Below are 13,404 nucleotides of genomic sequence, written 5' to 3' on the forward strand. Positions count from 1 at the left end.
TGCCGTGGGTCACACTATTCCTGACCGCTCGGTCAGTAAATGGGAGGAAGGCCATGGCCGCACCCGTCGTGGACCGCGCCGCCGTCGACGAGACCGCCCTGCAGGAGCAGTTCGAGGCGACGATCGCCGCCGACCGGCGGATCGAGCCGCGCGACTGGATGCCGGAGGGCTACCGCAGGACGCTGGTGCGCCAGATCGCCCAGCACGCGCACTCGGAGATCATCGGGATGCAGCCCGAGGGCGACTGGCTGCTCGCCGCACCGAGCCTGCGCCGCAAGGCGATCCTGCTGGCCAAGGTGCAGGACGAGGCCGGCCACGGGATGTACCTGTACTCGGCGGCCGAGACGCTCGGCGCCGACCGGGCCGACCTCACCGACAAGCTGATCGAGCGGAAGCAGAAGTACAGCTCGATCTTCAACTACCCGACGCTGACCTACGCCGACGTCGGCGTGATCGGCTGGCTGGTCGACGGCGCGGCGATCTGCAACCAGGTGCCGCTGTGCCGCTCCTCCTACGGGCCCTACGCCCGGGCGATGATCCGCATCTGCAAGGAGGAGTCGTTCCACCAGCGGCAGGGCTACGAGCTGCTGATGACGATGATGCGCGGCACCGACGAGCAGCGGGCGATGGTGCAGGACGCCGTCGACCGGTGGTGGTGGCCCTCGCTGATGATGTTCGGCCCGCCCGACGACGACAGCCCCAACACCGCGCAGTCGATGGCGTGGGGCATCAAGCGGCACACCAACGACGAGCTGCGCCAGCGGTTCGTGGACATGACGGTGCCGCAGGCGCAGGTCCTCGGCGTCACGCTGCCCGACCCCGACCTGGCCTTCGACGAGGAGAGCGGGCACTGGCGGTACGGCCCGATCGACTGGTCGGAGCTCAAGCGGGTGATCGGCGGGGAGGGGCCGATGAACGCCGTCCGGATCGCCCGCCGCCGCGCCGCCCGCGACGACAACGCGTGGGTGACCGAGGCGGCCACCGCGTACGCGGAGAAGCACGCGTGAGCACCGACCTGACCGCCGAGGGCGGGCACGGCGCGGTCCCCACCGGGCCGGAGGTGCCGACGACGCCGGTGCCCTCGGTCAGCCGTCGCGACTGGCCGCTGTACGAGGTGTTCGTGCGCGGCAAGCGCGGCCTCAACCACGTGCACGTCGGCTCGCTGCACGCCCCCGACGACGAGATGGCCGTGCACGCCGCCCGCGACCTCTACACCCGGCGCAACGAGGGCGTGAGCATCTGGGTCGTCAGGGCCTCCGCCATCACCGCGTCCAGCCCGGACGAGAAGGACCCGATGTTCGCCCCGAGCGGCGACAAGGTCTACCGGCACCCGACGTTCTACGAGATCCCGGAGAACGTCCCCCACATGTAGAAGGACCCCCTCTCCCCCCACCCGCTCGTCCCTCGCGGGCGGGGCCCTGAGAGGGGGCCGACCGCTGGGCACGAACTCATCGAGAGGTTCCGTTGACATGGGGCACGAGGAGACGGTCTACGACGCGCTGACCAACGCGCACGACGACGCCGGGCACTGGGCGTTCGGCACCGGGTTCGACGACCCGCTGGCCGGGGTGGACACCACCGTCCCCGCCGGCGTCGACCCCGCCGACCTGAGCGCCTACTGCCTGATGCTCGGCGACGACGCGCTGGTCCTCGCCCAGCGGCTGACCCAGTGGATCACCGCCGCGCCCGAGCTCGAGGAGGAGGTCGCGTTCGGCAACGTCGGCCTGGACCTGCTCGGCCAGGCCCGGCTGCTGCTGGCCCGCGCCGGGTCGGCCGGCGTCCACGGCCGGTCCCGCGAGCGGGCGACCGCGTCGATCCCCGACGAGGACGCGCTCGCCTACTTCCGCGACCCCGACGAGTTCCGCTGCACCGGCCTGGTCGCGGCGGAGAACGGCGACTTCGCGCGCACGATGGTCCGGCTGCTCGCGGCGTCCGCCGTCCGGCTGGCGGTGTTCGCCCGGCTGCGGGACTCCCGCGACCCGGTGCTCGCCGCGATCGCCGCCAAGGGCGTGCACGAGCTGACCTACCACCGCGACCACGCCGCCCGCTGGGTGCTGCGCCTGGGCGACGGGACGGCCGAGTCGCACCGCCGCGCGCAGGCCGGCGTCGACGCGGTGTGGCCGCACCTCGCGGACCTGTTCACCGCCACCGACGTCGAGGCCCGGCTGGTCGCCGCGGGCGTCGCCGTCGACCCGGCCGCCGTCCGCGACGAGGTGCGCGGCGTGCTCACCACCGTGCTGCAGCGGGCGACCCTGACGGTGCCCGCCTGGCCGGCCGACGCGCCGCCACGCGGCCGGGTCGGCGAGCACGGCCCCGAGCTGGCCGAGCTCCTCGCCGGCCTCCAGGGCCTCGCCCGGCAGCACCCGGCGGCGACCTGGTGACGGCAGGAATGGCCATTTCTGCCGACCCGCGGGCGGTCGCCGAGACCGTGACCGACCCGGAGCTGCCCACGCTCACGCTCGCCGACCTCGGGGTGCTGCGCGACGTCCGCGTGCACGAGGACACCGTCGTCGTCGACATCACCCCGACCTACACCGGCTGCCCCGCCATGGGCGTCATGCGCGCGGACCTGCTGCACGCGCTGCACGCGGCCGGGTTCGACGACGTCGAGGTGCGCACCGTGCTCTCCCCCGCGTGGAGCACCGACTGGATCACCGAGGAGGGCCGCCGCAAACTCGCCGCGGCCGGCATCGCGCCGCCAGGCAAGGCGCCGGTCCGCCCCGAGGGGCCGATCCCGCTGCAGCTCGGCCCGACCCGCCGGACGGCGGCCTGCCCGCTGTGCGGCTCCCCCGACACCGTCGAGATCAGCGAGTTCGGCGCGACGGCGTGCAAGGCGCTGCGCCGCTGCCGGGCCTGCGGCGAGCCGTTCGAGCACGTGAAGGAGATCTGAGTGAGCGCACCGGCCCGCCGCCGTCCGCGGTTCCACCCGCTCCGGGTCGCGAGCGTCGAGCGGCTCACCGACGACGCGGTCGCGGTCACCTTCGACGTCCCCGAGGACCTCGCCGAGGACTACGCGTTCCGCCCCGGTCAGGCACTCACCCTGCGGCGGGTCGACGGCGACCGCGACGAGCGGCGCTCCTACTCGATCTGCGCGCCGGTGGGCGCCCCGCCGCGGGTCGGCGTCCGCGAGGTGCCCGGCGGCTTCTTCTCCTCCTGGCTGGTGCACGAGGTGCGGCCCGGCGACGCGATCGAGGTGCTGCCGCCGTCGGGCACCTTCACCGCCGACCTGTCGCGGCCGGCCGACCACGTGTTCGTCGTCGCCGGCTCCGGGATCACCCCGGCGCTGAGCCTCGCGAGCACCGTGCTGCGCGACGGCGCGTCGACCGTCACCGTGTTCTACGGCAACCGGCGCACCAACACGGTGATGTTCGCCGACGAGCTCGCCGACCTGAAGGACCGCTTCGGCCCCCGGCTGCAGCTGGTGCACGTGCTGTCCCGCGAGCCGCGGGACACCGAGCTGACCAGCGGCCGGCTCGACGGCGACCGGCTGCGCACGCTGGTCGGCGCGCTCGTCGACGCCGAGCACGTGGACCACTGGTGGCTGTGCGGCCCGCACGGGATGGTCACCGACGCGCGCGCGCTGCTGGCCGAGCTCGGCGTCCCCGCCGAGAAGGTGCACCAGGAGCTGTTCTACGTCGACGACGTCCCGCCCGAGCCGGTGCGCGGCGACGAGGAGACGGTGACGGGCCCGAGCGCACAGGTCACCGTGGTGCTGGACGGCCGCTCGACGACGCTGGCGCTGCCCCGCGACGTCCCCGTCCTGGACTCCGCGCAGCGGGTGCGCTCGGACCTGCCGTTCGCCTGCAAGGGCGGCGTCTGCGGCACCTGCCGGGCACGGGTGACCGACGGCGAGGTGGAGATGCGCCGGAACTACGCGCTGGAGCCCGCCGAGATCGACGCCGGCTACGTCCTGACCTGCCAGTCGCTGCCGCGGTCGGACGCCGTCACCGTCGACTTCGACGCCTGACCCCCGTGCGCCCGGTCGCCGTCGGCGAGACCGCGGTGCTCGACGTCGTCGTCACCGCGGCGATGACCGTCGACTTCGACGAGCTGGGCCCGGTGCACCCCGTCTACGCCACCTACGCGATGGCCAAGCACTTCGAGGAGGCCGGCCGGAAGCTGCTGCTCGGCCACCTGGAGCCGGGCGAGGCCGGCGTCGGCACCGCGGTGTCGGTCGAGCACCGGGCGCCGGCGTGGGTGGGCGACCGCGTCCGGGTGACCGCCCGCGCCACCGGCGTCCGCGGCAACCGGCTGACCTGCGCGTGCCGCGCGGTCGACGCCGCGGGCCGGGAGCTCGGCCGCGGCACGACCGAGCAGGCGGTCCTGGGCGAGGAGGCCCTGGCGGCCCGCCTCCGGCGCCCGGTGCGGGACCAGGGCCGGTCCGAGCCCGGCAGTGCCTCCCGAGAGCAGGAGCGTGACCCCGGGTCCTGACATGCCGTCGCGGGTCCTTCGTCCCTGCTGCCGCGCGACGACCGGGTCCAGGGTGGGTTCCGTCCCGGGGTCCGGATCGCGCCGGCCGTGCGCTCCGGGGTCCGACCGGTCCGGAACGGGGCCGGAGCTCTCCTCCGCCCGGGCGCCGGCGCCGTCCCGGCCGCTGCGCACACCCGCGACCCCGACCCGCGTCGATGGCCCCGCGCGACCCCACGGCAGGAGGACCTGCGATGCCCACCCGGACCGCTGACCTGTTCCTCCTCGAGGACCTCGAGGACGCCGGGAGGACGAGTCGGCTCGCGCAGGGCGACCTGGACGCGCTCCGCGCCGTCGCACAGTGGATCCGGACCTTCGTGGCGAACCCCCACGAGGACCTCGGCCGCCCCGGGCCCGTGTGTCCCTTCGTGCCCGGAGCCCTGTCGCGCAGGACGCTCTGGCTCGCTCCCGAGCGGATCGCCGACCGGGACGGATCACGGGTCGCCGAACTCCTGGACGGCTACAGGAGACGGTTCCTGGACACCGACCCCAGGGACGGCGACGAGGTGGACTCCAAGGTGATCGTCGTCGTCTTCCCGGACCTGCCGGCTGACCGTGCGGGGAGCGTCTTCGACGCCGCCCTGCGGCAACTCGCCGTCCCGGCGTACACCCAGGACGGGATCGTGTTCGGACCGTTCTACCGGGGCAACGAGGGGACCGCGATCTACAACGCGGACTTCCGCCCGTTCCGGTCGCCCGTGCCGTTCGTGTTCGTGAGGCAGGGGGTCGTCAGCGACTGGAAGTTCTTCCTGGACGACCACGACTGGCTCGACCGTTGGGCGCAGCGTTTCGGACCGTCCGCGGTCCACGCTCTCGCCGAGCAGCTACGCCGATCGCCGTGGCGCGAGCGGGACGACCGGGGCCCGACCCAGGATCCTCCGCGCGCGGTACCGCCCGAGCCGCGGAGCGAGGCGTAGGCGGGAGGAGGGAGCCGGCCTCGGTGACCGGCGCCGGTAGAGCGCGATCCGCAGGACGCGCTCTACTCGTCCCCGCGGCGCACGAGGTGCACCGCCGCCTCCTCGGCCGACGCCGCCCCGCCGTCGATGCCGAGGTCCTCGCCCAGCAGCTCGTCCTCCCGGTCGACGACGCCGTCGTCGCCGACCTCGGCCAGCCGGCCCGCGCGGGCGTCGCCGACCTCGTCGTCGAGCAGCTCGCCGTCGCCGCCGGCGAGGTCGCCGAGGCCGTCGGGACCGTCGTCGTCCCAGGACCGGTCCGGCAGCTCGCGGGCCAGCCGCCCGGCGAGGCTCTCGCCGGTGGCCTCCTCCCGCTCGGTGGTGCCCCAGTCGTCCACGCCCCAGGGCCGCTCCGGCGGCGACCAGCCGGTGTCCAGGTCGCGCGGCCGGCGGGGGTCCTCGAGGGTGTCCTCGGCCTCGAGCAGGCCCGAGGCCTCCTCGGGGTCGGTGCCGTCGGTGCCGTAGAGGTCGCGGTCCACGGGGGGCTCCTCGGGTGCGGGCAGGACGGACGGCGCTGTCCGGGGCGAGCCCACCCTGCCACCGTGCCGGGCCGGGCGGGAGGGCCGCGCGTGTGACCGAACGAGCAGTCCGACCTGCGACCACGCCGTCCCGCACCGGCGGACACTGGAGGCAGCCGACACAGGGAGACCGCCGTGGACACGTCGATGACCACGCTGCACGAGCACTACGTCCGGCGGGTCAACGCCGCCGTCGCCGAGGACCGCACCGACCTCGTCCGCGACCTCTACGAGGAGTACTTCGAGGAGGCGCTGCGGCGCCTGCTCGAGACCAGCGCCACCGCCTGATCACCACCGCCTGACGCTCAGCCCGCGTCCGCCCAGGACCGCACGACCGCGACGTCGAGCGGGAAGTCCAGCGGGAACTCGCCGAACAGCAGCCGCCCCGCGGTGGCCGCGGCGGCCCGGACCGCGGCGACGACGTCGTCGGCCAGGTCGGCCGGGGTGTGCACGACGACCTCGTCGTGCAGGAAGAACGCCAGGTGCGGCCGCTCCTCCAGCCGCCCCTCCCCCAGCTGCCAGAGCCGGTTGCGCAGGTCGGCCAGCCAGCACAGCGCCCACTCCGCGCCGGTGCCCTGCACGACGAAGTTGCGCGTGAACCGCCCCCACGCGCGCCGGGCGCGGTCGGAGTCGCGGCCGCGGGGCTCGGGCGCCTCGCCGAGGTCGGCGTCCCGCTCCGCCCACGCGGCGCCCGGCGGCGGGGAGCCACGGCCGAGCAGGGTGGACACGACCGCGCCGCGCTCCCCCGCCCGTGCCGCCTCCTCCACCAGCCCGATCGCCCGCGGGTAGCGGCGGGCCAGCCGGGGCACCATCCGGCCGCTCTCGCCGCGGGTGCCGCCGTAGAGCGCGCCCAGCACCCCGACCTTGGCCTCGGCGCGGGTGGCCACCACCCCGGCGTCGACCATGCCGGCGTACAGGTCCCGCGAGCGGGCCGCGGCGGCCAGCGCGGTGTCGGCGCTCATGCCGGCGAGCACCCGCGGCTCCAGCTGGGCGACGTCGGCCACCACCAGGGCCCACCCGTCGTCGGCCACGGCGGCCGGGCGCACCTGCACCGGCACCGACAGCGCGCCCCCGCCCGACGACGCCCACCGCCCGGTGACCACCCCGCCGGGCAGGTAGACCGGGCGGAACCGGCCGCCGCGCACCCAGGCGTCCAGCCAGCTCCAGCCGTTGGCCGCAAGCAGCCGGGCCAGCCGCTTGTACTCCAGCAGCGGCGCGACGACCGGGTGCTCGACCCGCTCCAGCGTCCACGAGCGGGTGTCCTCGACCGGCAGCCCGGCCACCTGGAGCGCGCGCAGCAGCGCGGCCGGCGAGTCCGGGTTGAGGTCGGGGGCGCCGAGCGCGGCGCGGACCTCCCCGGCCAGCGCCTCCAGCACCGCAGGCCGCAGGCCCGCCGCCGGGCGCGGGCCCAGCAGCCCGGCGAGCAGCGCGTCGTGCACGTCGGCGCGCCACGGCATCCCGGCGTGCGTCATCTCCGCCGCGGCCAGCGCGCCGGAGGACTCGGCGGCCAGCAGCAGGCCCAGCCGCGCGCGCTGCGGCGACGCGGCGAGCACGGCCTGCTGGCGGCGGTCCTCGGCGACCGGGTCGAGCGCGTCGGCGGGGTCGGCCAGGGCGAACAGCGCCGGGTCGTCCGCGGTCACCGGCTCCAGCGCCGCCCAGCCCGGGTCCGCCGCCGGCCCGGGACCGGCGTGCGGCGAGCCGCGCAGCACGGCGGCGCACAGCCTCAGGTCGGTGCACCGCGCCACGCGGACGCCGGCGGCCAGCAGCGCCGGGTACCAGCGGGTGGTGTCGTCCCACACCCACCGGACGCCGGCCCGCTCGCGTTCCCGCACCAGCGTGGCGAGGCCGCTCGCCGGGAGCTCGGCGACGGTGCCGGCGGCCTCGTGCACCGCCACCGCGTCCCCGCGGCGGCGCAGCAGGACCCGGTCCACCGCCGCAGTGTGCCCGACCCCGCCCACGGTCCCCCGCGGACCGCCGCGGGGGTCAGGACCGGTCGCGGGCGGCCCCCGTGGCCACCTGCTCGGGCGCCCCGTCGGCGGACCCGGACCCCAGCGACTGCTCGCCGAGCAGCACCGCGGCGGCCTCGACCGTGGGCGGTTCCTGCGCCGGGGCGGGTCCGGCCCCGGGAGCCGGGGCGGCCGGTGACGCAGCCGGCCGGGTCGCCGGGGCCCGGGAGTCCAGCACCGGCACGGCCGTCGGGTCGGCGTGGCCCCAGGCCCGCTCCACCTCGGCGATCAGCGCCTCCAGGTAGGACCGCAGCTGCGTCCGGCACGCCTGGCCGAACGCCTGCAGGTAGGCCACCTGCTCCTGCAGCTCCTCGGCGGTACGGGCGTCCCCCGCTGCGACCGGCGCGCCGCCTTCGGCGACGATCCGGGCCGCGGCCTCGTGAGCCGCCTGGATCATCGCGCCGACCTTCTCGCGCGCGGACTGCATCTGCTCGTCGTACTGCTGCTGCGCCTCGCTGACCATGACCCGGCTGAACGTCTCCGCCTCCGCCACGTACTGGTCGGCGGTCTGCTGGGCGACCGCGAGCAGGCTCACCGCCTGCGCCGTCGGCTCCGCCCGCGGCTTGTCCTCGCCCACCTGGGCCTGCAGCTCCTGCACCCGGCCGCGCAACTCGGCCTTCTCCGCGTGCAGGCGGGCCAGCTCCGCGCCCACCCGGTCCAGGAACCGGTCGACCTCACCGTTGCTGTAGCCCGGGTGCAGCATCGACGAGCGGGTGAACCGCACCTCGCGCACGTCCGCGGGACTCAGCCGCCGGCCGTCGGGGGCCACCTGCTCGGTCGTCATGACGTCACCTCTCCATCGACATCGGGTCCGGGACGGCTGGGGGCGAACACCTCGGTGCGGATGCGGTCCCGGGGCAGGCCGTGCCGCAGCAGCCGCTCGACGGTGTCCTCGACCATCGCCCGGGGACCGGCGACGTAGGCCTCACGACTGCCCCACGGCCCGGAGCGCGCCACCACCTCGCCGACGTCGCCGTGCGCCCACTGCGAGTTCCCGTCCTCGGAGACGGCGACGGTGAGGGTGAGCCACGGGTTCTCCTGCTCGAGCCGCACCAGGTCCGCGCGGTCGTACAGGTCGCTCTCGGTGCGGACGCCGACGAAGAGGTCCACCCGCCGGGGCGGGCCGTTGCGGACGACGTGGTCGACGATCGCCTTGAGCGGTGCCAGCCCCGTCCCCCCCGCCACCAGCAGCAGGTCGCGATCGGAGTCGGGGTCGAACCGCATGTGGTCCACCGGGGGCCCGAGCCGCAGGACGTCCCCGACGTCGACCTGCCGCACGAGGGCGGTGCTGACCGGCCCGCCGGCCTGCGCCCTCGCGTGGATCTCCAGCTCGCCGTCGTGCCGGCAGGCGTTGGCCGGCGAGTAGTAGCGCCACAGCCGCGGCCGCAGCTCGGTCTCCAGGGAGATCGACTCCCCGGGGCGGTAGGACAGCGGCACCTTGGTCCGCAGTCGCAGGACGGCGGTGTCGACGGTGCGCCGCTCGTGCGCCGTGACCTCGGCGTCCCACCACGGCGGCTCGTCGGCCATCTCGTCAGCGGCCGCGACCATCACCGAGGCGACCAACTCGTAGGCCGCCGCCCAGTCCGCGGCCAGCGCGTCGTCCCAGTCCTCGTCGAAGTGCGCGAGCGTGGCCAGCAGGCTCGCTCCCACCGCGGGGTAGTGCTCGGCCACCGTCCCGAACTTGCGGTGGTCGCGTCCGAGCTGCTGCAGGATCGGCACGAGGGAGTCGAGGTCGTCGACCCGCGCCACCACCTCGCCGAGCGCGGCGAAGAGCCGGTCGCGCTGGTGTGCCATGGAGACCGGGAACATCTGCCGGGTCTCGGGGTGGGCGAGGAACAGGTGCGAGTAGAACCACAGCGGCGCCTCGTCCCCGGCGGCTGCGGCCTTGGCGAAGCTCGCTCGCATGGCAGAGATGTCCACAGTCGCCCCCATGGGCCATCGGCTCGGCCGTGTGACGTGCGAACACTAGCGAGGCCTCCGGACGGCGGCTAGCCCCCTCCGACACCGCTCCGGTCGATTTCCGGACCCGCTCCTGGCAGGGTCGCTCGCAGGGGCGCGCCGGTGGGGCACCCCTCCCCCGCGGACGGCGACGACGGGCGGGCGCGGACACGGGGAGTCAGCAGGCAACCGCTCGCCCGTCGGCCGCCGAGGAGGACCGCATGCTGTCAGACCGCTCCCGTCCCGTGATCGAGGCGACCCTGCCCGTGGTCGCCGACAACGTCCAGGAGATCGCCCGGCGCTTCTACGGGCACCTGTTCGGCGCACACCCCGAGCTGTTCGACGGCGTCTTCAACCGCGGCAACCAGGCCACCGGGGAGCAGCAGGTCGCGCTGGCCGGCTCGGTCGCGGTCTTCGCGAGCACGCTGGTCAAGCACCCGGAGCAGCTCCCCGAGCAGCTGCTGAACCGGATCGCGCACAAGCACGCTTCGCTGGGGATCACGCCCGCCCAGTACGACGTCGTCCACGAGCACCTGTTCTGGGCGATCGGCGACGTGCTCGGTGACGCGGTCACCCCCGAGGTGGCCGCCGCCTGGGACGAGGTCTACTGGCTCATGGCCTACGCGCTGATCCACCAGGAGCGCGGTCTCTACAGCGCCCGGGGCGTCCGCCCGGAGACGGTGTGGCGGGAGTGGGAGGTCGTCGAGAAGATCCAGGAGACCGCCGACGTCGTCACCTTCCGGGTCCGGCGGGTCGACCACCGGCTGGTCAAGACGTCGCTGCCCGGCCAGTACTGCACCGTGCAGGTGCCGCTCCCCGACGGCGTGCGCCAGCCGCGCCAGTACAGCCTCACCCGCGCCGACGACGGCGAGCACCGCCAGTTCTCCGTCAAGCGGGTGCGCGGCAACGGCAAGCCCGACGGCGAGGTCTCCAACCACCTGTGCGACCGGGTGCAGGTCGGCGACCGGCTGACGCTGTCCGCACCCTTCGGTGACGTCGTCCTCGACGACTCCGGCCGCCCCGTGGTCTTCGCCAGCGCCGGCATCGGGATCACCCCGATGGCCGGGATGCTGTCCCACCTGGCCGCGGCGGGCTCCTCGCTGCCCGTCACGCTGCTGCACGCCGACCTGGACGAGGAGTCCTTCGCGCTGCGCTACCAGGTCCTCGAGGACCTCCGCACGCTGCCGGACGCCGCGGCGCACGTCTGGTACGAGCGCGGCGCGCAGACCACGCTGCCCGTGGACGGCGTGCACGACGGCACCATGGACCTCGACGACGTCGACCTGCCCGAGGGCGCCGCCTACTACCTCTGCGGGCCCCTGCCGTTCATGCGGGCGGTCCGCAGCAGTCTCATCGACCGGGGCGTGCCCGCCCGCGACATCCAGTACGAGGTCTTCGGCCCCGACCTGTGGCAGGCCGACCTCGCCTCCGAGCCGGCGCCCGGCGCGACGGCGGAGCCGGCGGAGCCGGCGGGCGCGGGCCGGTAGCCGGGCTCGCGCGCACACTGGGCGGGTGATCCCGTCCGCAGCCGCCCGCCGCGGGGTGGTCCGCCTGCTCAACACCTCCGGCGGGCGGGTCCTCTGCCTGGCCGGGGTCGTCGACGCGGACGCCGTGGAGGCGTTCTGGCGCTGCTACGGCCTCGAGCCGGTGCGCGTCGACGTCGTCGACGCGCGGTCGGTGACCGCCCTGTCGGCCTCGGGCCGCGAGCTCGTCGCCGACGTCCTCGAGGCGGCGGCGGGGCGCGGTCGCGCGGTCGTGCTGCGCCCGTCCGAGCCGGTGCCGCGGTCGCCGGCCGGCCGGGCGGTCTGACGCGACGAGCGTCACGGCCTCCGTTCACCTGGGCTTCACGCGCGGCGGGGACCGTGGGAGACGGCCGCACCCGCGGCCGACGGACGACGACGTCCCCCGGACCCACCTCGAGGAGACGCCATGAGCACGACCACGACCACGAGCACGAGCACGACTCCCCGCCGCCACCTGCGCAGCTGGCTGCGGCGCTTCGACGCCTACACGCTGCAGGTGTTCAACGCCGGGACGCCCGCGCGGCCCGGGACCCGCTGAGCGACCGGGGCGGGGAGGCCCGGTCTCCCCGCCCCGCCGGTCACGCCCGCCGGCCCGCCGCGCCCTCGAGGATGCGGTGCGGGTCGGTGGTGGCGGCCAGCGCGGCCAGCCGCTCCCGGACGGCGGGCGTGGGGGTGCGGGCCAGCACGTCCGGCGCCGTCCCCCAGCCGTGTGCCGGGACCCGGCCGCCGAGGGCGCCGCCGAGCGCCGCGGCCAGCTCCTCGGCGCAGGCCCGCGTGGCCGCCCGGTCCTCGGCGCCCGCGCCGCCGGCCACCCGCACCGCCAGCCGCGCGTCGCGGTGACAGACCGCACTGGGCTGCTGCGGCACCCAGCCGAGCGCGCCGCCGAGCAGCCGCACCTCGACCGTGCGCGGCCGGCTCCCGCCCGCCGCGCGCAGCAGCCCCGCGACCGCGTCGTCGGAGAGGCGGTCGAGCAGCAGCGAGGACTCCACCCCCGCCTCGAGAGCGGGCGCGGCCAGGCCCGCCGGCCCCCGCGGCGCCAGGTCGGCCGCCAGCGGCGGCGCGGCCGCGCGCAGCACGTCGAGCAGCCCCTCGCCGTCGTCGGCCTCGCCGGCCCAGGCGAACCGGACGGCCACCGACGCCTCGCCCCGCGCCGGCCGGGTGAGCACCAGTGAGGTGCCCGCCTGCGGCGGCAGCGCCGCCGACCAGGTGCGCCACGCCTCCGCGACCCGCGCGCCGTCGGCCGCGGACCAGCGCAGCTCTCCGCCCCACCGCGGCCCGGCGGCGAGCAGGTCCAGCTCCACCGCGGTGACGACGCCGAGCGCCGCGCCGCCGCCGCGGACGCCCCAGTACAGGTCGGTGCCGTCGGTGGGGGTGACCCGGCGCAGCACGCCGTCGCCGGTGACCACCTCCACCGCCCGCACCCGGTCCCCGGCCAGGCCGTAGGTCCGGGCCAGCGGGCCGACGCCGCCGCCGGTGACCGTGTCCGCGACCCGCTCCGCGGCCGAGGAGCCGGTGATCGGGGTCAGCCCGTGTCCGGCGGCCGCTGCCGCCAGGTCCCGCCAGCGCACGCCGGCGCCGACCCGCGCCCAGCCGGCGGGCGACACGCTCACCCCGTCCAGCCCGGCGGGGTCCACCAGCAGCGCGCGGGCGCCGTCGCCGCTGCGGCCGGGCGCCCCGACGGCCACGGCCACCCCGTGCCGGCCGGCCAGCCGCAGCGCGGCCACGACGTCGGCGTCCTCCGCCACCCGCACCACCGCCCCGTCGGCGAGTCCGGCCGCCGGCGAGAGGCGGGCGCGCAGGGCGGCGGTCAGGTCGGGCGGCAGGACGGCCGGCCGCGGGCCCAGGGTGCGGTCCGGGGGCGGCGAGGGGAGGGACAGGGTGCTCACGGGGCGTCTCCAGGTGCGGGGATCGGTGCACCCGGAGGGTGGTCGGCGGTCCTTGGTGTCCCCTTGGCGGCCGCTTGGGCAGCAGGTCACGCGCGCTCCCGGGAGGTCACCGG

16 protein-coding genes are annotated in these 13,404 nt (G+C 76.2%); 11 read left to right on the forward strand and 5 right to left on the reverse strand.

Annotated features, from left to right (window positions below; translation table 11 throughout):
• The first annotated feature begins 53 nt into the window (after positions 1 to 53).
• The 7 genes from paaA (at position 54) to ACI8AR_RS06925 (ending at position 5,384) form a co-directional block, all read left to right on the forward strand.
• Positions 54 to 1,007, forward strand: a complete 954-nt coding sequence (paaA, locus tag ACI8AR_RS06895) for a 1,2-phenylacetyl-CoA epoxidase subunit PaaA (protein ID WP_457050331.1) — start codon at positions 54 to 56, stop codon at positions 1,005 to 1,007.
• A complete protein-coding gene (paaB, locus tag ACI8AR_RS06900; protein ID WP_457050332.1) occupies positions 1,004 to 1,372 on the forward strand; it encodes a 1,2-phenylacetyl-CoA epoxidase subunit PaaB in 369 nt (122 codons plus the stop codon). Before paaA ends, paaB begins: the two co-directional genes overlap by 4 nt.
• Positions 1,373 to 1,469: 97 nt before the next feature.
• Entirely contained in the window at positions 1,470 to 2,381 is a 912-nt protein-coding gene (gene paaC, locus ACI8AR_RS06905) for a 1,2-phenylacetyl-CoA epoxidase subunit PaaC (protein WP_457050333.1), read from the forward strand.
• A gap of 8 nt (positions 2,382 to 2,389) precedes the next feature.
• A complete protein-coding gene (gene paaD, locus ACI8AR_RS06910; protein WP_457050334.1) occupies positions 2,390 to 2,890 on the forward strand; it encodes a 1,2-phenylacetyl-CoA epoxidase subunit PaaD in 501 nt (166 codons plus the stop codon).
• Positions 2,891 to 3,967 carry a 1,2-phenylacetyl-CoA epoxidase subunit PaaE gene (gene paaE, locus ACI8AR_RS06915; protein WP_457050335.1) on the forward strand — a complete coding sequence of 359 codons (1,077 nt, stop codon included), beginning with the start codon at positions 2,891 to 2,893 and terminating at the stop codon, positions 3,965 to 3,967. It abuts the gene before it with no gap.
• Positions 3,968 to 3,972: 5 nt separating this feature from the next.
• On the forward strand, positions 3,973 to 4,431 hold the full coding sequence (locus tag ACI8AR_RS06920; protein ID WP_457050336.1) for a thioesterase family protein: 459 nt from the start codon (positions 3,973 to 3,975) through the stop codon (positions 4,429 to 4,431).
• 230 nt (positions 4,432 to 4,661) lie between these two features.
• Entirely contained in the window at positions 4,662 to 5,384 is a 723-nt protein-coding gene (locus ACI8AR_RS06925; protein ID WP_457050337.1) for a DUF6875 domain-containing protein, read from the forward strand.
• A gap of 62 nt (positions 5,385 to 5,446) precedes the next feature.
• Here the strand turns inward: ACI8AR_RS06925 and ACI8AR_RS06930 are convergent, their stop codons facing one another.
• Positions 5,447 to 5,899 carry a DUF5709 domain-containing protein gene (locus ACI8AR_RS06930; RefSeq protein ID WP_457050338.1) on the reverse strand — a complete coding sequence of 151 codons (453 nt, stop codon included), beginning with the start codon at positions 5,897 to 5,899 and terminating at the stop codon, positions 5,447 to 5,449.
• Positions 5,900 to 6,073: 174 nt separating this feature from the next.
• Between ACI8AR_RS06930 and ACI8AR_RS06935 the strand changes: the two genes are divergently transcribed.
• Positions 6,074 to 6,226, forward strand: coding sequence for a hypothetical protein (locus ACI8AR_RS06935; RefSeq protein WP_457050339.1), 153 nt, complete (start codon positions 6,074 to 6,076; stop codon positions 6,224 to 6,226).
• Positions 6,227 to 6,243: 17 nt separating this feature from the next.
• Here the strand turns inward: ACI8AR_RS06935 and ACI8AR_RS06940 are convergent, their stop codons facing one another.
• The 3 genes from ACI8AR_RS06940 to ACI8AR_RS06950 are packed head-to-tail and all read right to left on the reverse strand — an operon-like array spanning position 6,244 to position 9,849.
• On the reverse strand, positions 6,244 to 7,869 hold the full coding sequence (locus ACI8AR_RS06940; RefSeq protein ID WP_457050340.1) for a bifunctional 3'-5' exonuclease/DNA polymerase: 1,626 nt from the start codon (positions 7,867 to 7,869) through the stop codon (positions 6,244 to 6,246).
• Between the two features lie 52 nt (positions 7,870 to 7,921).
• Positions 7,922 to 8,728, reverse strand: a complete 807-nt coding sequence (locus ACI8AR_RS06945; protein ID WP_457050341.1) for a DivIVA domain-containing protein — start codon at positions 8,726 to 8,728, stop codon at positions 7,922 to 7,924.
• The gene (locus tag ACI8AR_RS06950; protein ID WP_457050342.1) at positions 8,725 to 9,849 is read right to left on the reverse strand and encodes a globin domain-containing protein; all 1,125 of its coding nucleotides are present in this window, start codon (positions 9,847 to 9,849) and stop codon (positions 8,725 to 8,727) included. Before ACI8AR_RS06950 ends, ACI8AR_RS06945 begins: the two co-directional genes overlap by 4 nt.
• 254 nt (positions 9,850 to 10,103) lie before the next feature.
• Here ACI8AR_RS06950 and ACI8AR_RS06955 point away from each other — a divergent pair, with 254 nt between their 5' ends.
• The 3 genes from ACI8AR_RS06955 to ACI8AR_RS06965 all read left to right on the forward strand — a co-directional run bounded on the left by ACI8AR_RS06955 (position 10,104) and on the right by ACI8AR_RS06965 (position 11,943).
• The gene (locus ACI8AR_RS06955; RefSeq protein WP_457050343.1) at positions 10,104 to 11,369 is read left to right on the forward strand and encodes a globin domain-containing protein; all 1,266 of its coding nucleotides are present in this window, start codon (positions 10,104 to 10,106) and stop codon (positions 11,367 to 11,369) included.
• 25 nt (positions 11,370 to 11,394) lie between these two features.
• Positions 11,395 to 11,691: a hypothetical protein gene (locus ACI8AR_RS06960; RefSeq protein ID WP_457050344.1), complete on the forward strand. Its 297-nt coding sequence runs from the start codon at positions 11,395 to 11,397 to the stop codon at positions 11,689 to 11,691.
• A 120-nt stretch (positions 11,692 to 11,811) separates the two neighbouring features.
• Positions 11,812 to 11,943: a hypothetical protein gene (locus ACI8AR_RS06965; protein ID WP_457050345.1), complete on the forward strand. Its 132-nt coding sequence runs from the start codon at positions 11,812 to 11,814 to the stop codon at positions 11,941 to 11,943.
• 40 nt (positions 11,944 to 11,983) lie between these two features.
• Here the strand turns inward: ACI8AR_RS06965 and ACI8AR_RS06970 are convergent, their stop codons facing one another.
• Entirely contained in the window at positions 11,984 to 13,291 is a 1,308-nt protein-coding gene (locus ACI8AR_RS06970) for an FAD-binding oxidoreductase (RefSeq protein ID WP_457050346.1), read from the reverse strand.
• Positions 13,292 to 13,404: the final 113 nt, after the last annotated feature.

The sequence above is a fragment of the Geodermatophilus sp. SYSU D01036 genome, assembly GCF_054050435.1.